The sequence below is a fragment of the Polaromonas sp. CF318 genome (assembly GCF_000282655.1).
Lineage (GTDB): Bacteria > Pseudomonadota > Gammaproteobacteria > Burkholderiales > Burkholderiaceae_C > Polaromonas.
Map to the genome: position 1 here is coordinate 20,158 of NZ_AKIV01000008.1, position 22,014 is coordinate 42,171.

The following is a 22,014-nucleotide window of genomic DNA, read 5'->3' on the forward strand; positions in this document are numbered from 1 at the left end:
ACAAGTGCCGCCCGCACGTTTGCGGCGCATTTCTTGCTTGTATTTGGTGCGATTCCTGAAATTTGCGGAATTTCGCACCAATAAATCACATTTCATCTCAAGAGGGACCTATGGAAGCACTAAAACAGGGCTCGGACGCCTTGTTCATTCTGCTGGGCGGCATCATGGTGCTGGCCATGCATGCCGGTTTTGCCTTTCTCGAACTGGGCACGGTTCGCAAAAAGAACCAGGTCAATGCGCTGGTCAAAATCCTGGTGGACTTCTCGGTGTCCACTGTGGTGTATTTTGTGGTGGGCTACGGCGTGGCCTACGGCACGCATTTTTTCGTCGGTGCGGAGCAGCTGGCCGCCAAAAACGGCTATGAACTGGTCAAGTTCTTTTTCCTGCTGACCTTTGCCGCGGCGATCCCGGCGATTATTTCGGGCGGCATAGCCGAGCGCGCGCGCTTTTACCCCCAGCTGATCGCCACGGCCGTCATCGTGGGCTTTGTCTACCCCTTCTTCGAAGGCATCGTCTGGAACCAGCACTTCGGCGTGCAGGCCTGGATCAAATCCCTGACCGGCGCGGAGTTCCATGACTTCGCGGGCTCCATCGTCGTTCACGCGGTGGGCGGCTGGCTGGCACTGCCGGCGGTGATTTTGCTGGGCGCGCGCAGCAACCGTTACCGCAAAGACGGCGCGGTGTCGGCGCACCCGCCGTCCAACATTCCCTTCCTGGCGCTGGGCGCCTGGATTTTGACCGTGGGCTGGTTCGGCTTCAACGTGATGAGCGCGCAGACCATCGACAAGATCTCCGGCCTGGTCGCCGTCAATTCGCTAATGGCCATGGTGGGCGGCACGTTGGCGGCGCTGGCTTTCGGCAAGAACGACCCAGGCTTTGTGCACAACGGCCCGCTGGCCGGGCTGGTGGCGGTGTGCGCGGGCTCGGATCTGATGCATCCGCTGGGCGCGCTGGTGACAGGGGGTGTGGCCGGCGGCGTCTTTGTCGTGATGTTCACGCTGACGCAGAACAAATGGAAGGTCGACGACGTGCTGGGCGTATGGCCGCTGCACGGCCTGTGCGGCCTGTGGGGCGGCATCGCGGCCGGCATTTTCGGCAGCCAGGCACTGGGTGGCTTGGGCGGCGTGAGCCTGGGTGCGCAGTTCATAGGCAGCGCCATGGGCGTGGCCTGGGCGCTGCTGGCGGGCTTTGCGGTTTACAGCACCCTCAAGGCCGCCATGGGCTTGCGCCTGAGTCAGGAAGAAGAATTTGAAGGCGCGGACCTGTCCGTCCACCGCATTGGCGCGACGCCGGACCGAGAGGTCAACTGGTAGGTGTTAGAAAAGCCGCCGCAGGCGCGGCGCCAGCCAGCGGTCCAGCGACCACGGGCCCAGGCCGTAGATGGCCAGCCCCGCGAGCAGTGATCCCCAGAATATGTGCTGCTGCAAGGCCGCCGGCGCAATCTCGCCGAGCGAAATGACCGCCACGGTGTTCACCACAAAGAGGCCCAGGGGCGAGAAGCGCCCGCCCAGGCCCAGCACCAGCAGCACCGGCAAGGCGATCTCGCCGGCAGTGCCCATCGCCGCAGCCAGGGCGGGAGGCAACAAGGGCACCTTGTATTCGTCGGTGAAAAGGGCCACGGTGGTCTCCCAGTCGCGCAGCTTGGTCAAGCCCGAGAGGAAGAACACCTGGGCAATGTAAAGCCGGGCGAGCAGAGCAGCCAGAGGCTGAAGCGAATCCAGCGAGCGGGTCAGCAGGCACCAAAGGTCATGGCCGCGTTGCCAGAGCCCCGGCGGATTTGCGTGTACGGTATGGATGGTGTTCATGGGTGTTTCTCCGGGTGATCGTGAAGGTTGGAAGCGTTGGGTTCGGCCGCAGGTGCCGCCTCAAAGGCTGCGGCGTTCAACAGGCGCGCGCCGGTGACAAGGCCGTCCTGGGCAGCCCGCCCCAGCCATTGGTCGAAACTGAATGCGGCTGCCGATTCAGGTGTATCGCAGCTCGCGCATTCCGCAGCTCGCACTAGCGCATCGTCCAGTGAGTTTGCGTTCTGCAGCGCGGCCAGAAACGCATGCTCGGCAGCCGTGATGGCGCGCACGCGCGGTCTGAAGCCTTGCCGCCAGACCAGCGCATGTTCCGCCATGCCGTCGCGCAGCAAGGCGGCCGCATCGGCCAGCGAGGGCTCACCTCGCAGGTGGGCATTGACGATGCTGGCCGCCGGATGGAGGCTTGCCAGCAAAAAAACCGCGGCGCCCAGCGTCAGCGTGACTTGCGCGGGGTCGCCTGTTGAAAGCAGGGCAAAAGAGTGCGGATCCGGCTGTACATCAGCCGCCGTGGCGGCCTGGTGCAGCGCCCATTCAATGCGGGCGACATCGCCCAGGTAAGGATCGTCCGCAAGCTGCGGTGATGCTTCCAGGAAAGCGGCAAGGCCCTCTCCCCACTGCGCGATGTCCCCGCGGCAAGGCGGATGGTGCCGCCAGAAATACCGTGCGAGCGGGGCAAAGCTTTCGTCACCGATCAGCTGCGCCAGCACAGGATAGGCGGCGCCCAGCGCACGCTCCGCCAGCGCGAGCCCGTTGGCCTGATAAGCCTGCAGGCCGCGGCGCGCGATGGTCGCCTGCCCGCCGGCAAATTGCAGGCGGGGCCAGAGATCGCTGTCGTCGTGCCCGCTGGTCAGGGCGTATAGCAGCGCTTGCTGTTCCTGCGCCAGCATCGCGGCGGCGCTCATGCGGCCACCGCCTGGGGAACAGGGATCGCGATATTTCGCGCACGGGTGGCTTCCTCGTGCAAAACGGCCAACGGCGGAATGTCTGTGTCCCATTCCACCAGTGCCGCTACGCCGCCAAAGCGCTTCTGCGCGTGGCGGTAGATCTCCCAGACGTCGGCACACACACGGCTGCCATGGTCGTCAATCACGATATCCCCGTTGTCGCGGTGGCCGGCCAGGTGAAGTTCGCCCACGCTGCCCTGTGCAATCCGGTCCAGCCATTCAAGGCAGGCGACCCGCGGATCGGCCATGCTGCCGGCAAGGCGTGCGTTGAGCGCGTTGACATAGATGTTGTTTACATCGACCAGCAAGCCGCAGCCCGTGCGCTGCACGAGTTCGCGCAGGAATGTGGTTTCGTCGCGGTCTGAACTGTTGAAGCAAAGGTAGGCCGACAGGTTCTCCACCAGCAGTTGCCGCTTCAGCCTGTCCTGGACGCGCTGCACGTTGGCGCACATCACATCCAGTGTGACGCTGTTGAAAGCGATGGGCAGCAGGTCCGCCGCGTGGATCTGGCGGCCAGCCGCCGTGCCTCGCGCAAAGCAGGCATGGTCGGAGACACGAACCGGCTCGATGCGTTCGACAAGGCGGGCCAGCTGGTCCAGGTGCCAGGTGTCGATGCCGCAGGCCGAACCCAGCCCCAGTCCCACGCCGTGCAGGCTGACGGGATAATGTTCGCGTGCCTGGCCCAGAACGGCCAGCCCGGCACCGCCTTCGGCAAAAAAATTCTCGGAATGGACCTCGATGAAATCAAGGCCCGGCAATGACTCCAGCAATTCGCCGTAATGGGGATGCCGCCAGCCAATGCCGCAGGGAGCGTGATCCGCGTGGTGTGAGAGGGACATGATGGATGCGGCGAGTAGCGTGACGGGCGTGGTGTTGAAGTTTTCAGGAAGGTGGGGCGGCCTCCCGGCGCGTCCCACCTTGTTTAAGCTCTATGGAAAGGTGCGCGCTCAGCTCTTCTTTTCCATGGCCTTCATCTTGGCCTGTTCCGCGGTCATGCCCTTCATGCTGGCGCACGTGCCCTTGGCCACATACTTCCATTCGTTGGCATCGGCGCTGACCTTGGACTGGCCTGCGCAGGAGTGCGTGCCGCTCAGGTTGGCGCAGTCGTTCTGGCCGGCGGTGGTGATGCCGTAGCATTTTTCTTTTTCCTGGGCGACAGCGGGCGTGGCGACCAGCATGGTGGACAGCAGGGAAGCTGCAGCTGCGGCAATCATGGCGCGTTGGTTCATGGTGAAGACTCCTGTTGATTCGTGGGTTGTGAAAGTTGAATAACAACCACCGCAGAGGTTTTTCTGTGTGGTTGCGAATTAGTCTGGGGCGCTTCGTTTTTCTTACGCAGCTTTCAAATTTTTTTGCGCGCGTGACCGGGAGCCGTGTCCACGCTTGCCTTACTACAGCAAGTCGGCGATGCGGTCCCAGGCTTCAGGGGGAATGCGGCCCACATAACGCTCGACCACCTTTCCGCTCTTGTCGACGAGGAATGCGGCCGGCAACTGCGCAGACTTGCCGACGTTGTCCTTGTAGCCGCCGTCTCCCGTCCAGAGCTGCACGAAGCGCTGCTTCAAGGGGACCGTGCGGGAAATGATGCGCTCATACTCCATGAGGTCCTGCATGCGCGTGTCGGTGTTGACGGCGACCAGCTCAAAGGGCTTGCCGGCCCAGCCCTCATAGTTGTTTCGCAGCTCCGGCATCTTGTCGCGGCACACCGCGCAGCCGGTTGACCAGAACATCACCAGCACCACCTTGCCTTTGAGGGAAGACAGCTTGAAGGACGCTCCATCAATTGTTTTGCCCTCGATTTGCGGCGTAGTGACAGGCGCCGCCGCAGGTGCGGCCGCGGTTTGTGCGGAGGCCGATGCCATGAACATCAAGGCAGCGCACGACAGCAACAGGGCCCGCCGATAAAACGCGTTGGGTCGATGGCAAGCGGTTTGCTGTACCGGTGTGTATTCAGTGGGGCCCATGATGATGTCCTCGGTAGTGATGTATTTGGCAGTAGTCGCAATCCGGCCTCAGTCCTTACGCATTTCCTCGAAATTTTTATTGCGGCGCGGCGGCATGCCGCTAGACTCCTGGCCATGCCTACTTTTGAAGAGCAGCTGGTCGAGCACCGGCTTTACCTCCTGCGCTTTGCGCGGCTTCAGCTGCGCAATGACGAATGGGCGGAGGACGCGGTCTCGGAAACCCTGCTGGCGGCCCTGTCCAAGCCGCAGTCTTTCGGCAACCGTTCGCAGCTCAAGACCTGGCTGGTCGGCATCCTCAAGCACAAGGTCATCGACCTGATCCGCAGCAATGCCCGCCTGGTGGCCGTGCCCGATGCGCAGGCCGACGAGGAGGGTGACGAGCTCGACCGGCTGTCCTTCAAGGCCGACGGCCACTTCATGGAAGCGCCCAATGACTGGGGCAGCCCCGACCAGACTCTGCAGCAAGCGCAGTTCTTCCAGGTGCTGGACGCCTGCATGGAGCGCCTGCCGCCGGCGCTGGGCCGGCTGTTCCTGATGCGCGAATGGCTGGAGCTGTCTTCACAGGAAGTCTGTAAGGAACTCTCGTTGACGCCGACCAACCTGTATGTGCAGCTGCACCGTGCGCGGTTGCGGCTACAGGAGTGCCTGAATATCCACTGGTTTGGCAAACAAAGCGCTTGATACGCCCGTCCTCACGTGAAACCCAACATTGCCCTGTTAAGACGCACTTGCCGTGAGGCTGCCGCGTTGCTGATTGCGCGGGAAGACCGCGCGCTCAATTTGCCCGACCATGTCGCGCTCAAGCTGCACCTTCTGGCCTGTGACGCCTGCCCAAAGTTTGAAAATCAGGTCCTCACCATGCGCGCCGCGATGAAACGCTGGCGCCATTACGGCGGCGCCGAGCAGGGCGGGACAGGACCAGCGGAAGACAATTCATCGAAATAAGGCCCCGAGGCCGCGTTTGGTACGCCCGCCTCGAACCCGCGCAGCATGCAAACTGCAGGAAATGCGCGCTTTCTGAATGCAATTTTGTGTAACTATTTCCATGGAGTTGGAACAAGGTGCGCTGGCGCTACGCATCCCAGGCGCGGCTCAGGCGAGCTGCGCCGCGGCCACAAGCCGCGGCGAGCGCAGGCACATCAAAAACCAGGCTGCTACTGGTTTTTATTACACCCATATTTTCAATGTAGGCACTAACTTATCTTGTAAATCAGTTAAAGATTGATTTTTCAATCTGAAATGCGGAAATCGTTTTTTTGGGTGACGCGCGAAGGGCGGTAGTCTTTATGCTTCATTTTTTCGCTGGCGCGTTTGCCATTGCCGCACCTCATGACGGGGGAATGCTTTGCGCCAGCCGCTTGCCCACGAGCCTTGAAAGCCCCTGTTCATGCGGGCTGCCGGGGCCTAGGTAGTAACGCTAGTGGATTGTGTTTTGGATTAGTGAAGCATAATATGCCGGTGCGAGTGTCAGCATTCGCACACGTTAGGTGATCGGTCAGTTTCGCGCGCTACAGCGGTACGTATCAAGATTTGTTGTGCTTTCGGGACCCCATCGCTTTTGTTTTTGTGTTTTAGAGGAGTCCCTTCATGGGCAACAAACTATACGTCGGCAACCTGCCTTACTCGGTGCGTGACGAAGACCTGCAACAATCTTTTGGCCAATTCGGCGCTGTCACCAGCGCTAAAGTCATGATGGAACGCGACACCGGTCGCTCCAAAGGCTTTGGCTTTGTCGAAATGGGCAGCGATGCAGAAGCCCAGGCAGCCATCAACGGCATGAACGGCCAGCCTCTGGGCGGCCGCAGCGTTGTCGTGAACGAAGCACGTCCGATGGAAGCACGTCCCCCACGTAGCGGCGGCTTCGGCGGCGGTGGTGGTGGCGGCTACGGTGGTGGTGGCGGCGGCGGTTACGGCGGCGGTGGCCGCTCCGGCGGCGGCGGCAGCGACGGCGGTTTCCGTAGCCCCTACGGCGGCGGCGGTAGCGGCGGTGGCCGTTCCGGCGGCGGCGGTGGTGGCGGACGCGGCGGCTACTAAGCCCTGTGAACCCCCTCTCTTCAGCCCCGGCTGAAGAGCGCTAAAAAGGCTTCAAGACTTCGGTTTTGAAGCCTTTTTGCTTTTCGACCCCGAAAAAAGCGAGGTGTCAGCGCTCACCCTGGCGATGCTTGCGCGCGCGCCCGGACACGGCCTTGTCAAACAGCACATTGGGCAACACGCGCAGCAGCTTGGCCACCACACCCATCTGCCAGGGAATCACGCGATAGCTGTGCCCGGCATGAATGGTCGAGAACGCCTTGTCGGCAAACGCATCCACCTTCATCAAAAAAGGCATGGGGTATCGGTTTTCGCGGGTCAGCGGCGTATCGATGTAGCCGGGGCAGATGGTCACCACTTTCACACCGCTGGGACGCAACTCGCCGCGCAGGCTTTCGCAATACGCGATGACCGCCGCCTTGCTGGCGCAGTAAGCGCCATGGCCGGGCAGGCCGCGTATGCCGGCCACGCTGCCTATGCCCACCAGGGTGCCGGTGCCGCGCGTCACCATGCCGGCGATGAAGGGATGGAAGGTGGCGGCCACGCCGGTGTTGTTGGTGGCAAAGGTCTGTGCCATCACGTCCAGGTCCGACCGCACGGCGGTGTCCATGCCTATGCTGATGCCTGCGTTGGCGATCACGACGTCGGGCACGCCCTGCGCCGCGACACAGGCCTGGCCGGCCGCGACGATGCTGTCGGTATCGGCCACGTCGGCGCCATAGACCTGGTAGCGGCCCGCGCTGAGGCTGTTGGCCTCGGCCCAGGCCTGGACCTCGGCCGTGCGGCGCGCGGCCAGCGCCAGCCGGTAGCCCGCCGAATAAAAGCGCATGGCCAGCGCCTGGCCTATGCCGCTGGACGCGCCGGTAATGAATACGAGTCGGGACATGGGCGGCCGTTGAAAAAGTCGGTCGCTAAGGCGTGACCGGTTTGGCGGGGCTTGCCGGCGCCGGTGCCGCCGGCAAGGTCAATGTGGGAAGGCCGGCGGCGCTGGCGGCAGAGCGGGGCACCAGAATGCCGTGGACGCGGCCTTTGAGGTCGGCCACCTGGTCCAGGTTGTCATAAGCGAAGGTGTCGCCGACAAACTGGTCGGTGCCGCGAATCAGCAGTACGGGCTTGTGGGATTTCACGCGCTCATCGTTCAGGAAGGCATGCAGGAACTCACCGCGGAACTCCATGCGCGGCGTTTCCTTGCCGCTGGCGTCCTTGCTGGCATCCCTGATCACCCGCGCGTTGCCGGTCAGCTGCACTTCCGAGCCATCGCCGTTGGAGTAAGCCCGATTCGCCGTGGCGGTGGTCACACGGCCGTCGGGGCGGATGCTGCGAATCCGCGCCTGGTCGATCTCGAGAATATCGGTGTCGGGGAAATGCCGGGCCTCAATGCCGTAGATCTCGCTCTTGAGCTGCCCGTTTTCGTCAAAGGTCTTGACGGTGAACTTGCGCATGAAATAGTCGATGTCGTGGCTTGTTTCCCGGGTCGCTTCGGATGTGCTGAAGATGGGTGTATTGCGCACCAGCCAGTAGGTGCCCAGCGCCAGCGCGCCCATCATCAGCAAGGGCATGTAGATGGACATGCTGTCCCACACACGCAAAAAGCCGCGCCATGCCCTCCTGAGCGGGGAGCGCGCGCCGGCGCGGCCGGTGTCCTGGCCCTGTGTCGCGGTCGTCATTGGCGGTATTCCCGCAGCAACTCCGCATAGCGCCCGCAGGCGACCAGCAGCAGGTCGCAAAACTCGCGCGCCGCGCCGTGGCCGCCCGGCGCCTGCGTGACATGGTGGGCCTGCGCCCGGACTTCGAGGTGCGCATTGGAAGGCGCGCAGCTGACCGCCACCCGGGACATCACCGGCAGGTCCGGCCAGTCGTCGCCCATGGCGGCGGCCGCGGACCAGTCCAGGCCCAGCGCCTGCAGGGTAATCTCAGCCGCGGGGCGTTTGTCTTCCGTGCCGAAATGCGCATGCGTGACGCCCAGCGCCTGCAGGCGCGCGCGCAGCACGTCGCTGTCCCGCCCGGTGATCACCACGGGGGTGATGCCGGCGCGCTGCAGCAGCTTCAGGCCGTGGCCGTCCAGGGTATTGAAACGTTTGATGATTTCGCCTGAGGCGCGGTAGCCGCCGCTGGCCTGGGCCAGGGCATGGCCCTCGGGATATTCGGAAAAATACAAGCCGCCGTCGGTCAGCACACCGTCCACGTCGAAAAACACCACCTTGACTCCCTGGGCGCGCAGCAACAGTTCAGGGGCGAAGTTCAGGGCGGGGGCAGCTTGTTGCATGTGTGGGGTCAAAGGGGGATGAAGAAACAATCAGATGACTTTTGCACGCATCAAATCGTTGGAATTGAGCGCGCCGCACAGCACACCGGCCTCGTCGACCACCAGCACGCTGGTGATGCGGTATTGCTCCATCAGCGCGGCCGCTTCCACCGCCAGCGAATCCGCCCGCACGGTGCGTGGGTTGGCGTGCATCACGTCGCCGGCCTTGCTGCTGCGCAGGTCCACGCCTTTTTCGACCAGGCGGCGCAAATCGCCGTCGGTAAAAATCCCGAGTACGCGCCGCGCATCGTCGACCACCGCGGAAGCGCCCAGCCCCTTGGCGCTCATCTCGCGCATGAGGTCGCTAAAACCTGTGTCGGCCCGCACCTGCGGCACGGCGTCGCCGCTGCGCATCACGTCGCTGACATGCGTGAGCAGCTTGCGGCCCAGCGCGCCGCCGGGGTGCGAGCGGGCAAAGTCTTCTTCCCGGAAGCCGCGCACGTCGAGCAGCGCGACGGCCAGCGCGTCCCCCATGGCAAGCTGCGCGGTGGTGCTGGCGGTCGGTGCCAGGTTGAGTGGGCAGGCCTCCAGCGCGACACTGCTGTCGAGCGTGACACGCGCATGGCGCGCCAGCGCGGACTGGGCGCCGCCGGTGATGGCGATCAGGGGCACACCCTGGCGGCTCAGCACCGGCAGGATCACCGTGAGTTCTTCGCTTTCGCCGCTGTTGGAAATCGCCAGCACGACGTCCTGGCCGGTGATCATGCCCAGGTCGCCATGGCTGGCTTCGGCCGGGTGCACAAACATGGCAGGGGTACCGGTGGAGGCCAGCGTGGCCGCGATCTTGCGGCCTATGTGGCCGCTTTTGCCCATGCCCATCACCACCACACGGCCCCGGCAGGCCAGCATCAGCTCCACCGCCCGGGCAAACTCGCCGTTCAGGCGCTGCGCCAGGCCCAGTACGGCGGCGGCTTCTATCTCAAAGGTCTTGCGGGCCAGGCTCAGCACCTGCTCGGCATCAAATTTCACGGGGTCTGCACTCATGGCTGCATTCTATAGAGGCGCACAAAGGCTCATGCCGGCGCGGCTTCCTCGGCTACCATCGAAGCATGAGCGCGCTTGAACTGACCCTGCTGTACCTGCTGGCCGCGGTGCTGGGTGTGGTCGCGTGCCGCTCGCTCAAGCTGCCGCCCATGCTGGGCTACCTCGCGGTGGGCGTGATCATTGGCCCCAACGCGCTGGCGCTGGCGCAAAATTCGGACGGCGTTCGGCACCTGGGCGAGTTCGGCGTGGTCTTCCTGATGTTCGTGATCGGGCTCGAATTCAACCTGCCCAAGCTGCGCTCCATGCGGCGCCACGTGTTCGGCCTGGGGCTGCTGCAGGTGGCGCTCACCATCGTGCTGGCCACGGTGGGTTCGCTGTTCCTGGCCAGCATGGCGCCCAGCCTGTGGACCATGGGCTGGCAGACCGCGCTGGCGCTGTCCGGCGCGATCGCCATGAGCAGCACCGCCATCGTCGTCAAGCTGCTGTCGGAGCGGCTCGAGCTGGAGTCCGAGCACGGCAAGCGCATCATGGGCGTGCTGCTGTTCCAGGATCTGGCCGTGGTGCCGCTGCTGGTGCTGATCCCGGCGCTGGGCGCGCCCGCCGACGCGCTGCTCATGGCACTGGCCATCGCCGCGCTCAAGGCGGCCGCCCTGGTGGGCCTGCTGCTGACGGGCGGGCAACGCATCATGCGCTGGTGGCTCACCATCGTGGCGCGGCGCAAGAGCGAAGAATTGTTCGTCCTGAACCTGCTGCTGGTCACGCTGGCGCTGGCATGGCTGACCGAACGGGCAGGGCTGAGCCTGGCGCTGGGCGCCTTCATCGCCGGCATGCTGATCTCGGAAACCGAATACAAGCACCAGGTCGAGACCGACATCCGGCCTTTCCACGACGTGCTGCTGGGCCTGTTCTTCATCAGCATAGGCATGCTGCTGGACTGGCGCCTGGTGCTGGAGCGCTGGCCCCTGGTGCTGCTGCTGATGACGCTGCCCGTCTTTTTCAAGCTGGTGCTGGTCACGGCGCTGGCCCGTTCGCTGGGCGCGACCGCCGGCGTGTCGCTGCGCACGGGCCTGTACCTGGCGCAGGCCGGCGAGTTCGGTTTTGTGCTGCTCACGCTGGCCCAGCAGAACCGCCTGGTGCCGCCAGCCCTGCTGAACCCCATCCTGGCCAGCATGGTGCTGTCCATGCTCGCCACGCCCTTCATCATCATGTACAGCAACCGCATCGTGATGAAGCTGGTGTCCAGCGAATGGCTGCAGCAGTCGCTGCAGATGACCACCATCGCGCGCAAATCCATCAACGCCAACAAACACGTGATCATCTGCGGCTACGGCCGCTGCGGCCAGAACCTGGGCCACATGCTGGAGCGCGAAGGCATCCAGTACATGGCGCTGGACCTGGACCCCGACCGCGTGCGGCAGGCCGCCGCCGCGGGCGACTCCGTGGTGTTCGGTGATGCAGTGCGCCTGCAGGCCCTGATGGCCGCGGGCCTGGCGCGCGCCAGCGCGGTCGTCATTACATACCTGGACACGGCCAGCGCCCTCAAGGTGCTGGCCAATACGCGCGCCCATGCGCCCACGGTGCCGGTCATCGTGCGCACCGTGGACGACCACGACCTGGAAAAGCTGCAGGCGGCCGGCGCCACCGAGGTCGTGCCCGAAGCCATAGAAGGCAGCCTGATGCTCGCCAGCCACGCGCTCGCACTGGTGGGCGTGCCCATGCGCCGCGTGATCCGCGTGGTGCAGGACCAGCGCGACGCGCGCTACAACCTGCTGCGCGGTTACTTTCGCGGCGCCGACGACGACACGGTCAACGAGCTGGAGCAGGAGCGGCTGTCCAACGTCACGCTGCCGCTGGGCATCAAGTCCCTGGGCAAGCCCCTGGGCGCCATGGCCCTGGAAGCCGGCGGCGTGCGCGTGGTGAGCCTGCGCCGCGGCAACGGCAAGGCCGTGGCCGCGCAGGCGGAAACCCTGCTGGAAGGCGGCGACACGCTGGTGCTCTCGGGCAAGCCCGAAGCGCTGGCCATGGCCGAAGAAAAACTGCTGCGCGGCCGGCCGGCCAAACCCAACCCCACCAGTCCCGCCGGCGCGCCGGGCTGACGCGTTTTGCGCCTGCCGGGCGCACAATACGCGCACCCCACCCGCGCACCCTATCTGCACGACGCACCATGCCAGACCTTCATAGCCTCCAGCACCAGTCCATCAGCCAGTATTTGCGTAACCATATCCGCACCGTGCCGGACTGGCCCGCGCCGGGCGTGCAGTTTCGCGACATCACGCCGCTGCTGCAAAACCCCAAGGTCTTTCGCGTTCTCATCGACGCGTTCGTGCACCGCTACATGGACCCGGCCTTGCGCCCCGACGTGGTGGCCGGCCTCGACGCGCGCGGCTTCATCCTGGGCGCGGTGGTGGCCTATGAGCTCAACGTCGGCTTTGTGCCTATCCGCAAAAAGGGCAAGCTGCCCTTCACCACGGTGCAGGAAACCTATGAGCTGGAGTACGGCAGCGCCACCGTGGAGCTGCATACCGACGCCGTCAAGCAGGGCGACAGGGTCTTGCTGATCGACGACCTGATCGCCACGGGCGGCACCATGATGGCCGGCAAGAAGCTGCTCGAGAAGCTGGGCGCGACCGTGACCGAGGGCGCGGCGATTGTGGATTTGCCCGAACTGGGCGGATCGGTGAAGCTGCAGGCCGCGGGCCTGCCCTTGTTCACGCTGATTGATTTCGCCGGGCACTGAGCGCCGCCCGGCGCAGTCAGGCGCCTAGATCAGGTCGCCGTACTGGGTGCTGCTGAGCGCCGGCGAGGACGGCGAATCCGGCATCTCCGTGTCCTCAAAGCCGGTCAGCAAGGCGTAGGAGCGCGGGCCGCCTTTGGCTTTGGCCGCGTCCTTGGCATCCTTGACGTCTTTGGTGTCTTTGACACCCTTCTCGGGCGCGGCGGCCGGCCCCTGGGCGGACGCAGCCAGCAAGGCCTGCTTGAACGCGGCCACTTCGTCGGCCTGTATGGGTTCGTAGCGGTGAGCCGGCTTGGCGGGCTTGGCCGCCGCCTCGGGAGCCGCGGGAACAACGGCAGCAGCGGGAGCTGCCACGCTTTGTGGCGCGTCCTGGGTGCTGGGCTTTGGCTTGACCACCACCGCCGTTTCGTCGATGCGCCAATAGACCGCGGGCACCGTGATTTCGAAGCGTGCCTTGGCATTCTGGATGATCAGCGTCTCGATTTCTCCGAGCTGCTCCGTGGGCCGGCCGAAGGCCTTGGCGAGGTCCATCATGACGAGGAACTCATTGCCGCGCTGGTCCAGTGAAAGCACCTTGAATTTGTAGCTGGCGGACAGCACCCCGGAGCGCGTCATGGACTCGCGGATCGCGACATACAGCTGCTCGCGGCGCGCGTGACGCTTGAGCTTGGCGCCGTCACCGGGCGTTGCGGCTTCAACAGGCAACCGGCCCGGGACGGAGAGAGGTGATTTGTCACGCGCTGCGGCGGCGCGCTTGTGCTCTTCCACAGAGGCGGAAGGTTTGACCTGTGGCTTGCTGGAAAACCAGTTTAGAAAAGACATGTTCGGCGTTCTTGTAATGGATGAGGCAATTTTCCGTCAATGCAGCGTGTGAAGTCTGTAAGCAATCCCCACAAACCACGACCGCTGTTGTTTGGCGGCAGCTTTAACGATCACTTTATCGAATCGCCCGCATCACCGCACGGTAAAAAATCACGAGCATTGCCGGTTTGTCGCCAGTACATGCAAACCTTTAGTTCACAAGAAGCCTTGTCTGATGACTGCTGTGCGCGCCGTGGCGCACCCACATGTCGCCTCAGGTCACCGCGACGCGTTTGGGCCGGTTGTACAGGCGCTTGGCCATCACAGAACCCATGGCCATGGTCAGCTCCAGTGCGATGGGGCTGTGGCGATTGGCCAGTTCAAGGAAACGCATGGGAGTGAGGCACCAGAGCTTGCATGGGGTGGAGGCATGCACCGTGGCGCTGCGCGGCATGTGCGAGAAGAATGCGCCTTCGCCGAGCACGGTGCCGGCGCCGACCAGGGCCATGCGCACACGTGCTTTTTCATCTTCGTAGTGAACGCTGAGCGTGCCGCTTTCCACAAAGTACAGCGTGCGGTCCAGCGCGCCTTGCTCCATCAGCACCTGGCCGCTGTTCAGCGCAAACGGCTGCAGGTAGCTGGCCAGGATGTCCCAATGCGGCTGGTTGAATTGACAGCGCAAGGCATCGCTGGCGTGGCAATGCAGGATGGCCTGGGCCAGGCCCTGGATGTCAAAACGGATGGCGGCGGGGAGTGGAGCGTTCATAGTGCAACGGAAGATACCTTCGCACTACAACAGCAGCAAGGGCTCTTAACGCCCACTTACACCTGATACAGGGGTGGTCCGATTTGTAATTTCCCCTCGAGAACAGGCCATTTTTAACCCTTTGAGCGGGTTTGCGACCGCTGGTCCGCGCACAGCGCCCGCCCATCGTTCGCCGGCCGCCTGTTTACTACTTTCCAATACAGAATCTCGAGAAAATTTCGCCCAACAGGTCGTCCGGCGTGAACACGCCGGTGATCTCGCCCAGGTGCAGCTGGGCCTGCCGCAAGTCTTCGGCCAGCAGGTCCAGCGCCGGCTGCGCCGCTTGAAGTTGCATGCCGGCTTTCACAAGCTGCTCTTCAACCTGGCGCAGCGCGCGCACATGGCGTTCACGCGCCATGAACACCCCTTCGGGCACGGCCTGCCAGCCCGCGACCTGCAGCAGCTGGCTGCGCAAGTCCTGCAAACCGGCACCGGTTTTGGCGGAGATCAGCACGCCGCCCTTGATGGAGCCCAGCACCTGCGCACTGGCCGCATCGCACTTGTTCCAGACATCGATGACGGGCGTGTTGCGCGGCAGCTCGCGGCCCAGCACCTGCGCGATGTGCGCGTCGGCGGCCAGGTAGTCAGCAGTGTGGCGGGTCAGGTCATGCAGGAAGAGCACGGCGTCGGCGCTGGCGATTTCGGCCCATGCGCGTTCCACGCCGATTTTTTCCACCTCGTCGAGCGCATCGCGCAGGCCGGCGGTGTCCACCACATGCAGGGGCACGCCCTCGATCTGGATCAGCTGCGACACCTTGTCGCGCGTGGTGCCGGCAATCGGCGTGACGATGGCGAGTTCGGCGCCGGCCAGCGCGTTGAGCAATGAGCTCTTGCCGGCATTGGGCTGGCCCGCGATCACCACCTTGATGCCTTCGCGCAGCAGCGCGCCCTGCACGGCGCGCTGCATCACGGCGGCCAGCGTCGTTTGCAGCCGCGCCAGCTGGCCTTGCGCATCGGCCTTTTGCAGGAAGTCGATGTCTTCTTCCGGGAAGTCCAACGTGGCTTCCACCAGCATGCGCAGGTGGATCAGCTGCTCGAGCAGCGTGTTGACCGCGAGGGAGAACTCACCCGACATCGAGCGCGCGGCCGAGCGCGCCGCGGTTTCGGTGCTGGCGTCAATCAGGTCGGCGATGGCTTCGGCCTGCGCCAGGTCTATCTTGTCGTTGAGGAAGGCGCGCTCGGTGAATTCGCCGGGCTGCGCCACACGCAGCCGGGGCAGTGCGGCCTGGCCGGTGATGGGGTCCAGCGCGGCGCCGGCCTCGAGGCAGCGGGCCAGCAGCAGCTGCAGCACCACGGGCCCGCCATGGGCCTGCAGCTCCAGCACGTCTTCGCCGGTATAGGAATGGGGCGCGGGGAAATGCAGGGCCAGTCCCTGGTCTATGGCAGCGCCCTGCGCATCGCGAAAGGGCAGGTAGGTCGCCTGGCGCGGCTGCAGCGGACGGCCGCACAGTGCTTCAATCACCGGCGCAATCTGCTTGCCCGAAACGCGCACGATGCCCACGGCACCGCGGCCGGGCGCGGTGGCGATGGCAACTATGGGGTCGTGGTGTCGGGCCAGCATGGTGCTAGATATTAAGCGGCAATCAATGGGCGGGCCTGGCTGGGTCGCGGCGGCAAGGCCTTCGTGAGCTTCCAAAGAAAAAGGGCCGCGAAGCGGCCCAATTTTTGTTTTTCGCCCCGCCTTAGTTGAATTTAGGCAGGTTGAATTGCGGCGGCACGCCCATGCGGGTGTTGATCACCCACTGCTGGGCGATGGACAGGATGTTGTTGGTGATCCAGTACAACACCAGGCCGGCCGGGAAGAAGAAGAACATCACGCTGAAGATCAGCGGCATGAACCACATCAGCTTGGCCTGCATCGGGTCCGGCGGCGCGGGGTTGAGCGCCGTCTGCAGCATGGTCGTCAGCGTCATCACGATGGGCAGGATGAAGAAGGGGTCCGGCGCCGAGAGATCGTGGATCCAGCCTATCCAGGGCGCGTTGCGCATTTCGACGCTGGACAGCAGCACCCAGTACAGCGCGATGAACACCGGGATCTGGATCATGATGGGGAAGCAGCCGCCCATGGGATTGACCTTTTCCTCGCGGTAGATCTTCATCATCGCCTGCTGCATTTCCTGCGGCTTGTCCTTCAGGCGCTCACGCATCTCCATGATCTTGGGATTGATGGCCTTCATCTTGGCCATGCTGGCGTAGGCCTTGGCATTGAGCCAATAGAACGCGACCTTCAGCAGCAGCACCAGCGCCACGATGGACCAGCCCCAGTTGTGGATGAAGCCGTGCAGCTTGTCGAGCAGCCAGTACAGCGGCTTGGCCAGGATGGTGAGCCAGCCGTAGTCCTTGACCAGCTCCAGGCCGGGGGCGATGGCTTCCAGGGTTTTTTCTTCCTGCGGGCCGACGAAGAATTTCGAGTCGATGGATTTGGTCGCGCCGGGCGCGATGCTGTCCAGCGAGGTGATCATGCCGACGGCGTAGAGGTTGGTGTCCACCTTGCGGAAGAACAGGTCACGCTTGATGCCGTCGCCCAGGATCCAGGCCGAGGCAAAGTAGTGCTGCACCATGGCGGCGTAGCCGTTGGTCGCCTGCTTCTCGACGTCGACCTTGTTGTTTTCAATGTCCTTGAATTCGACCTTCTGGTACTTCTTGGCTTCGGTGTAGATTGCCGGGCCGGTGAAGGTGGAATAGAAGGAAGACTCTCCGGGCGGCTTGTTGCCGTCGCGCACCAGCTGCATGTACAGCTGCGGTGAAATGGCGGCCGTGCCGGTGTTGACGATGTCATGGCGCACCGCGATGTCGTAAGCGCCGCGCTTCAGGGTATAGGTCTTGACCAGCTTGACGCCACCGACGTCGGCCGACTCGAACTTGACTTCGAGTTCATTGAGGCCGTCCTTGAGCGAACGCTCGCCGGGAACGACCTTCATCAGCGTCTTGTGCGTGGGGAAGCTGCCGCTGCCGATCAGGCCGGTCTGCGCCACATAAACGCGGTTGGCGCTTTCATCGAGCAGCACGAAGCCGTTGTCCTTGCGCGCTTCGTCCTTGTATTTGGCGAAAGCCGAGTGCACCAGGGTGCCGCCTTCGCTGTCAAAGGTCAGCGTGAGCACGTCGGTATTCACCACCACACGCTCTTTTGCGGCTGCGGGCGTGATCGTCGGCGCGCCTGTGGGCGCGGTACCCGGAGCGGCGGGGGCGGCATTCGCGGCCTGGGGCGCGGGCACCGATGAAGCCGCGGCGCCGGCAGCCGGCGCGGAAGCTCCGGCGGCGGGCGCCTTGGCGGACTGCGTGCTGGAGGGGAAGAAGGTCGCCTTGTGGCCGTTAAAAACCTGCCACTGGTCCCACAGGAGGACCATGGAGAAACCAAATATCACCCACAAGATGGTGCGGCGGATGTCGTTCATGACGGCGTCTTTTTAGAAGGGGTAGGGGCCACAGGCGTGGCCAGGCGGGAAAAGAGGGAGAAGGGCCGCCCCGCGGCGGCGGCCGTGGCAGGCGGTACAGGATCGTGCCCGCCCTCACACCAGGGGTGGCAGCGGGCCAGGCGGCGCAGCGTCAGGTAGCTGCCGGCGGCGGCGCCGTGCTGCTGCAGCGCCTCCAGAGAGTATGCGGAACAGGTCGGCTCGAAGCGGCAGGCCGAGCCCAACCAGGGGCTGAGCAGCAGGCGATAGCCTTTGACCAGGCCTATCAACAGCGTTTGCGGCAAGCGGACGATGGCGGCCGGCACAGGGCTCATGGCGCTTTGGCTCCGGCCTGCATCAGGGCCTGGACTTCGGCGCGCACGGCCTGCTTGAGCGGCTCTGAGCTCGCGCTGACAAATTCGGTGCGCGAAAAATCACGCCGCAAGCGGACCACATAAGCGGCCTGGGGGTACTGATGCGAAAAATCAGCGCTCACGGTGTAGATCTGGCGTTTGATGGCGTTGCGCGTGACAGCCCGTTTGGCCCAGCGTTTGGGAACCATGGCCCCAAGCCAGGTGTCCTGGATGGGGAACAGCGACCTCGCCGCAAGGGCGTCAACAGGGCCGCCGGACTCGGTTTGCACCGGCCTGGCGTCCAGCGCATTGCGGTGCAATGCGAAGTGCGTTGTTTTTGCAACGATGGCGCCGGCAAGGACTGCCTGGAACTGGGAACGGGTTTGAAGCCGCTGCACGAGCGCCAGGCCTCAGTTCGGAAAACTGCGGATGGCCAGCAAAAAACGAGAGGCTTAGACAGCCAGGCGTTTGCGGCCCTTGGCGCGGCGCGCGGCGATCACGGCGCGGCCGCCGCGCGTTTTCATGCGCGTCAGGAAGCCGTGCGTGCGGGCGCGTTTGACTTTGGAAGGTTGGTATGTGCGTTTCATGATGAGTCCTGGTCCTATTAGCTTGCTAGCCGGTCAGCTACAAAGCTTCTTCCCCTGGGCGATTCGAATGATCTTGGTGGCCGTACAACACAACCAACTCTGCAAGTCTGCAAACAGGCATAAAACCCGCTGCGAATCAGGGAAACCCATGATTATCGCAGATTTCCCAACGCTGGCAACAAGTTAGCCCACTCATCGGCGGTAAAGGCTGAGAAGCGCCCGGCTGCCTCCCAGGCGCCGCCGCGGGGCCGCCAATACCCGCCGAAACGGCCCCGAAAATAGGTTGAAACACTGAGCATTTATTTTGTGGATAACTCCCCGCCCGGACTACAATTGCCGGTGCTCAAAATTAACAATATCCACAAGCAGCGACACGCCGCCCGGCCCCTTCTGCCAGGCCGGCAACCCGGCAAAAACCAGCATGAGTGAGGCATCCGTCCAAAACCTGAGCCAGGGCTTGTGGCAAAGCTGCGTCGACCATTTGGCGCAGGAATTGCCCGAGCAGCAGTTCAACACCTGGATCCGTCCGCTGGTGGTTGACGTCGCGGCCGACCTCTCCAAAGTCACCGTTCTGGTGGGCAACCGCTTCAAGCTGGACTGGGTGCGCGCCCAGTATGCCGGCCGTATTTCGGCCCTGCTCGAGAAGATTTCCGGCCAGGCCATAGCGCTTGAGTTAGCGCTTGCTCCTCGTGAAGCTCCCGTCAAATCGAATTCCCTGGTTCGCAGCTTTGAGGGCTCGAATATCCCCGAGCCCGCCGGCCTGGGCGTTCCCGAAGAAGCCGCCGGTGCGCCTTTCAAAAACCGGCTCAACAGCGCACTGACCTTCGACACCCTGATTGAAGGCACGGCCAACCGCATGGGCCGGGCCGCCGCCCTGCATGTCTCCAGCAGCCTGGGCCAGCTTTACAACCCGCTTTTTATCTACGGCGGCGTCGGTCTGGGCAAGACCCATTTGATGCACGCCATCGGCAACAAACTGCTGGTGGACAACCCCGCCGCCAAAGTTCTCTACATCCACGCTGAACAATTTGTTTCAGATGTGGTTAAAGCTTACCAGCGCAAGACTTTTGATGAATTCAAGGAGCGCTACCACTCCCTGGATTTGCTGCTGATCGACGACGTCCAGTTCTTCGCCAACAAGGACCGCACCCAGGAAGAGTTTTTCAACGCTTTCGAGGCCTTGCTGACCAAAAAGTCGCACATCGTGATGACCAGCGACACTTACCCCAAGGGTTTGACGGACATCCACGAACGCCTGGTCTCACGCTTTGATTCCGGCCTCACGGTCGCCATCGAGCCGCCCGAGCTCGAAATGCGCGTGGCCATCCTGATCCGCAAGGCCGAGGCCGAAGGCGCCTCCATGCCCGAGGAAGTCGCCTTCTTCGTCGCCAAGAACGTGCGCTCCAACGTGCGCGAGCTCGAAGGCGCGCTGCGCAAGATCCTGGCCTATTCGCGCTTCAACCTCAAGGAAATCTCCATCCAGCTGGCCCGGGAGGCCTTGCGCGACCTGCTGTCCATCCAGAACCGGCAGATCAGCGTGGAGAACATCCAGAAGACCGTCGCCGACTATTACAAGATCAAGGTCGCCGACATGTATTCCAAGAAGCGGCCCGCCAGCATCGCCCGGCCGCGGCAGATCGCCATGTACCTGGCCAAGGAACTGACCCAGAAGAGCCTGCCCGAGATCGGCGAGCTCTTCGGTGGGCGCGACCACACCACCGTGCTGCACGCCGTGCGCAAGATGTCCGCGGAGCGCCAGCAAATGACCGAACTCAACCAGCAGCTGCATGTGCTGGAACAGACCCTGAAAGGCTGAGAGCACTCTATATATATGGGAAATGAATCCTTTAGCGCTCAGTTTTTTAGGCCCAATCCCCGGCTGAAAGGCCTTCGCAACAAGTTTGGGGACAACTTTTGAACAACCCATGGTTTATCCACAGAAGCAGATGACAATCGAAAGTTGTTCATATCCGGCAGCAGGCTTCCACGGCATCTGGACACATGGTTAAACAAACGCCAAGTGGTTGATCAAAAAGGGGAAAATGGCGCTATCCACAGATGGGCGTCCCCCTTATCTACTACTACTAATTTGAATTAAAGAATTAAAGATATATACAGAGGAAGTCATGATCGTTCTGAAAGCAACCCAGGATAAAGTTTTGTCGGTACTGCAATCGGTCGCCGGCATCGTGGAGCGCAGGCACACCTTGCCGATTCTGGCCAACGTGCTGATCCGCAAAACCGGCGCACAGGTGCAGCTGACCACCAGCGATCTTGAAATCCAGATCCGCACCACGGCCGAGCTCGACGGCGACACCGGCAACTTCACCACCACCGTGGGTGCCCGCAAGCTCATCGACATCCTGCGTTCCATGCCCAGCGACCAGACCGTCTCGCTCGAGTCCTCGCAGAACAAGCTGATCCTCAAGGGTGGCAAAAGCCGCTTCACGCTGCAAACCCTGCCCGCCGAAGACTTCCCCCTGGTCCAGGAAGCCGCCAACTTCGGCCCCGGGTTCTCGGTGCCGCAAAAAGTGCTCAAGGAGCTGCTCAACCAGGTCTCCTTCGCCATGGCCGTGCACGACATCCGCTACTACCTCAACGGCATCCTCTTCGTCGCCGAAGGCAAGCAGCTGAGCCTGGTCGCCACCGACGGCCACCGCCTGGCCTTCTCCTCGGCCATGCTCGACGTCGAAGTGCCCAAGCAGGAAGTCATCCTTCCGCGCAAGACCGTGCTCGAAATGCAGCGCCTGCTCAGCGACAAAGAAGGCGCCATCGAGATGCAGTTCGCAGGCAACCAGGCCAAGTTCAGCTTTGAAGGCATGGAGTTCGTCACCAAGCTGGTCGAGGGCAAGTTCCCCGACTACAACCGCGTGATCCCCAAGAACCACAAAAACATCATCACCCTGGGCCGCCTGCCCCTGCTGGCCAGCCTGCAGCGCACCGCCATCCTGACCAGCGAGAAGTTCAAGGGCGTGCGCCTGAACATCGAGCCCGGCACCCTGCGCGTGGCCTCCAACAATGCCGAGCAGGAAGAAGCCGTCGACGAGCTCGACATCGACTATGGCGGCGACGCCATCGAAATCGGTTTCAACGTGACCTACCTGATCGACGCGCTGGCCAATATGGACCAGGACATGGTCAAGATCGAACTGGCCGATTCCAACAGCTCCGCGCTGCTGACCATCCCCGACGATTCGGCCTTCAAGTACGTGGTCATGCCCATGCGCATCTAGCGCGCCCAACAGACGCCAACACCCATCAGACCCGCGGCCCCACGCGGGTTTGGTCATTCAAGAGATTGAAGAAATCGAA

Annotated in this window: 24 protein-coding genes; 8 read left to right on the plus strand and 16 right to left on the minus strand. The window is 63.2% G+C overall.

Annotated elements, in window-relative coordinates; translation table 11 throughout:
- Positions 1 to 110: 110 nt before the first annotated feature.
- Positions 111 to 1,313: an ammonium transporter gene (locus PMI15_RS00920; RefSeq protein ID WP_007862662.1), complete on the plus strand. Its 1,203-nt coding sequence runs from the start codon at positions 111 to 113 to the stop codon at positions 1,311 to 1,313.
- 3 nt (positions 1,314 to 1,316) lie between these two features.
- Here the strand turns inward: PMI15_RS00920 and PMI15_RS00925 are convergent, their stop codons facing one another.
- The 5 genes from PMI15_RS00925 to PMI15_RS00945 all read right to left on the minus strand — a co-directional run bounded on the left by PMI15_RS00925 (position 1,317) and on the right by PMI15_RS00945 (position 4,710).
- A complete protein-coding gene (locus PMI15_RS00925) occupies positions 1,317 to 1,805 on the minus strand; it encodes a DoxX family protein (RefSeq protein ID WP_007862664.1) in 489 nt (162 codons plus the stop codon).
- Positions 1,802 to 2,704 (minus strand): DNA-binding domain-containing protein, encoded by a 903-nt coding sequence (locus PMI15_RS23860; RefSeq protein WP_007862666.1) that lies wholly within the window; start codon positions 2,702 to 2,704, stop codon positions 1,802 to 1,804. Before PMI15_RS23860 ends, PMI15_RS00925 begins: the two co-directional genes overlap by 4 nt.
- A complete protein-coding gene (locus tag PMI15_RS00935) occupies positions 2,701 to 3,585 on the minus strand; it encodes a DUF692 domain-containing protein (protein WP_007862671.1) in 885 nt (294 codons plus the stop codon). Before PMI15_RS00935 ends, PMI15_RS23860 begins: the two co-directional genes overlap by 4 nt.
- Before the next feature lie 108 nt (positions 3,586 to 3,693).
- The gene (locus PMI15_RS00940; RefSeq protein ID WP_007862672.1) at positions 3,694 to 3,975 is read right to left on the minus strand and encodes a DUF2282 domain-containing protein; all 282 of its coding nucleotides are present in this window, start codon (positions 3,973 to 3,975) and stop codon (positions 3,694 to 3,696) included.
- 162 nt (positions 3,976 to 4,137) lie between these two features.
- Entirely contained in the window at positions 4,138 to 4,710 is a 573-nt protein-coding gene (locus PMI15_RS00945) for a peroxiredoxin (protein ID WP_007862674.1), read from the minus strand.
- 114 nt (positions 4,711 to 4,824) lie between these two features.
- Here PMI15_RS00945 and PMI15_RS00950 point away from each other — a divergent pair, with 114 nt between their 5' ends.
- The 3 genes from PMI15_RS00950 (at position 4,825) to PMI15_RS00960 (ending at position 6,744) form a co-directional block, all read left to right on the plus strand.
- The gene (locus PMI15_RS00950; protein ID WP_007862675.1) at positions 4,825 to 5,391 is read left to right on the plus strand and encodes a sigma-70 family RNA polymerase sigma factor; all 567 of its coding nucleotides are present in this window, start codon (positions 4,825 to 4,827) and stop codon (positions 5,389 to 5,391) included.
- A 15-nt stretch (positions 5,392 to 5,406) separates the two neighbouring features.
- Entirely contained in the window at positions 5,407 to 5,655 is a 249-nt protein-coding gene (locus PMI15_RS00955; protein ID WP_051001883.1) for a zf-HC2 domain-containing protein, read from the plus strand.
- Between the two features lie 642 nt (positions 5,656 to 6,297).
- The gene (locus PMI15_RS00960) at positions 6,298 to 6,744 is read left to right on the plus strand and encodes an RNA-binding protein (RefSeq protein ID WP_007862676.1); all 447 of its coding nucleotides are present in this window, start codon (positions 6,298 to 6,300) and stop codon (positions 6,742 to 6,744) included.
- Positions 6,745 to 6,850: 106 nt separating this feature from the next.
- Here the strand turns inward: PMI15_RS00960 and PMI15_RS00965 are convergent, their stop codons facing one another.
- From PMI15_RS00965 to PMI15_RS00980, 4 genes are read right to left on the minus strand one after another with little or no spacing between them, the layout of a single operon-like run.
- Positions 6,851 to 7,627: an SDR family oxidoreductase gene (locus PMI15_RS00965; protein WP_007862679.1), complete on the minus strand. Its 777-nt coding sequence runs from the start codon at positions 7,625 to 7,627 to the stop codon at positions 6,851 to 6,853.
- 25 nt (positions 7,628 to 7,652) lie between these two features.
- Complete coding sequence (gene lptC, locus PMI15_RS00970) at positions 7,653 to 8,408, minus strand: LPS export ABC transporter periplasmic protein LptC (protein ID WP_007862682.1); 756 nt, start codon at positions 8,406 to 8,408, stop codon at positions 7,653 to 7,655.
- A complete protein-coding gene (locus PMI15_RS00975; RefSeq protein WP_007862683.1) occupies positions 8,405 to 9,007 on the minus strand; it encodes an HAD family hydrolase in 603 nt (200 codons plus the stop codon). The genes lptC and PMI15_RS00975 overlap by 4 nt, the downstream gene beginning before the upstream one ends.
- 30 nt (positions 9,008 to 9,037) lie before the next feature.
- Complete coding sequence (locus PMI15_RS00980) at positions 9,038 to 10,030, minus strand: SIS domain-containing protein (RefSeq protein WP_007862684.1); 993 nt, start codon at positions 10,028 to 10,030, stop codon at positions 9,038 to 9,040.
- A 65-nt stretch (positions 10,031 to 10,095) separates the two neighbouring features.
- Here PMI15_RS00980 and PMI15_RS00985 point away from each other — a divergent pair, with 65 nt between their 5' ends.
- Positions 10,096 to 12,126, plus strand: a complete 2,031-nt coding sequence (locus tag PMI15_RS00985; protein WP_007862685.1) for a monovalent cation:proton antiporter family protein — start codon at positions 10,096 to 10,098, stop codon at positions 12,124 to 12,126.
- Between the two features lie 68 nt (positions 12,127 to 12,194).
- Positions 12,195 to 12,767, plus strand: coding sequence for an adenine phosphoribosyltransferase (locus tag PMI15_RS00990; RefSeq protein ID WP_007862686.1), 573 nt, complete (start codon positions 12,195 to 12,197; stop codon positions 12,765 to 12,767).
- 24 nt (positions 12,768 to 12,791) lie between these two features.
- Here the strand turns inward: PMI15_RS00990 and PMI15_RS00995 are convergent, their stop codons facing one another.
- The 7 genes from PMI15_RS00995 to rpmH all read right to left on the minus strand — a co-directional run bounded on the left by PMI15_RS00995 (position 12,792) and on the right by rpmH (position 18,702).
- Complete coding sequence (locus PMI15_RS00995; RefSeq protein ID WP_007862688.1) at positions 12,792 to 13,586, minus strand: hypothetical protein; 795 nt, start codon at positions 13,584 to 13,586, stop codon at positions 12,792 to 12,794.
- Between the two features lie 253 nt (positions 13,587 to 13,839).
- Positions 13,840 to 14,331 carry a Crp/Fnr family transcriptional regulator gene (locus PMI15_RS01000; protein WP_007862691.1) on the minus strand — a complete coding sequence of 164 codons (492 nt, stop codon included), beginning with the start codon at positions 14,329 to 14,331 and terminating at the stop codon, positions 13,840 to 13,842.
- Positions 14,332 to 14,518: 187 nt separating this feature from the next.
- Positions 14,519 to 15,931: a tRNA uridine-5-carboxymethylaminomethyl(34) synthesis GTPase MnmE gene (gene mnmE / locus PMI15_RS01005; RefSeq protein WP_007862695.1), complete on the minus strand. Its 1,413-nt coding sequence runs from the start codon at positions 15,929 to 15,931 to the stop codon at positions 14,519 to 14,521.
- Positions 15,932 to 16,052: 121 nt separating this feature from the next.
- Entirely contained in the window at positions 16,053 to 17,765 is a 1,713-nt protein-coding gene (yidC, locus tag PMI15_RS01010) for a membrane protein insertase YidC (RefSeq protein WP_007862697.1), read from the minus strand.
- A complete protein-coding gene (gene yidD / locus PMI15_RS01015; RefSeq protein ID WP_007862700.1) occupies positions 17,762 to 18,097 on the minus strand; it encodes a membrane protein insertion efficiency factor YidD in 336 nt (111 codons plus the stop codon). Before yidD ends, yidC begins: the two co-directional genes overlap by 4 nt.
- Positions 18,094 to 18,513 carry a ribonuclease P protein component gene (locus PMI15_RS01020; protein WP_007862702.1) on the minus strand — a complete coding sequence of 140 codons (420 nt, stop codon included), beginning with the start codon at positions 18,511 to 18,513 and terminating at the stop codon, positions 18,094 to 18,096. Before PMI15_RS01020 ends, yidD begins: the two co-directional genes overlap by 4 nt.
- A 54-nt stretch (positions 18,514 to 18,567) precedes the next feature.
- Positions 18,568 to 18,702 carry a 50S ribosomal protein L34 gene (gene rpmH, locus PMI15_RS01025; protein ID WP_007862708.1) on the minus strand — a complete coding sequence of 45 codons (135 nt, stop codon included), beginning with the start codon at positions 18,700 to 18,702 and terminating at the stop codon, positions 18,568 to 18,570.
- 421 nt (positions 18,703 to 19,123) lie between these two features.
- On the opposite strand from rpmH, the gene dnaA reads away from it, so the two are divergent.
- Complete coding sequence (gene dnaA, locus PMI15_RS01030; protein ID WP_051001884.1) at positions 19,124 to 20,518, plus strand: chromosomal replication initiator protein DnaA; 1,395 nt, start codon at positions 19,124 to 19,126, stop codon at positions 20,516 to 20,518.
- A gap of 310 nt (positions 20,519 to 20,828) precedes the next feature.
- A complete protein-coding gene (dnaN, locus tag PMI15_RS01035; RefSeq protein WP_007862711.1) occupies positions 20,829 to 21,935 on the plus strand; it encodes a DNA polymerase III subunit beta in 1,107 nt (368 codons plus the stop codon).
- Positions 21,936 to 22,014 lie beyond the last annotated feature (79 nt).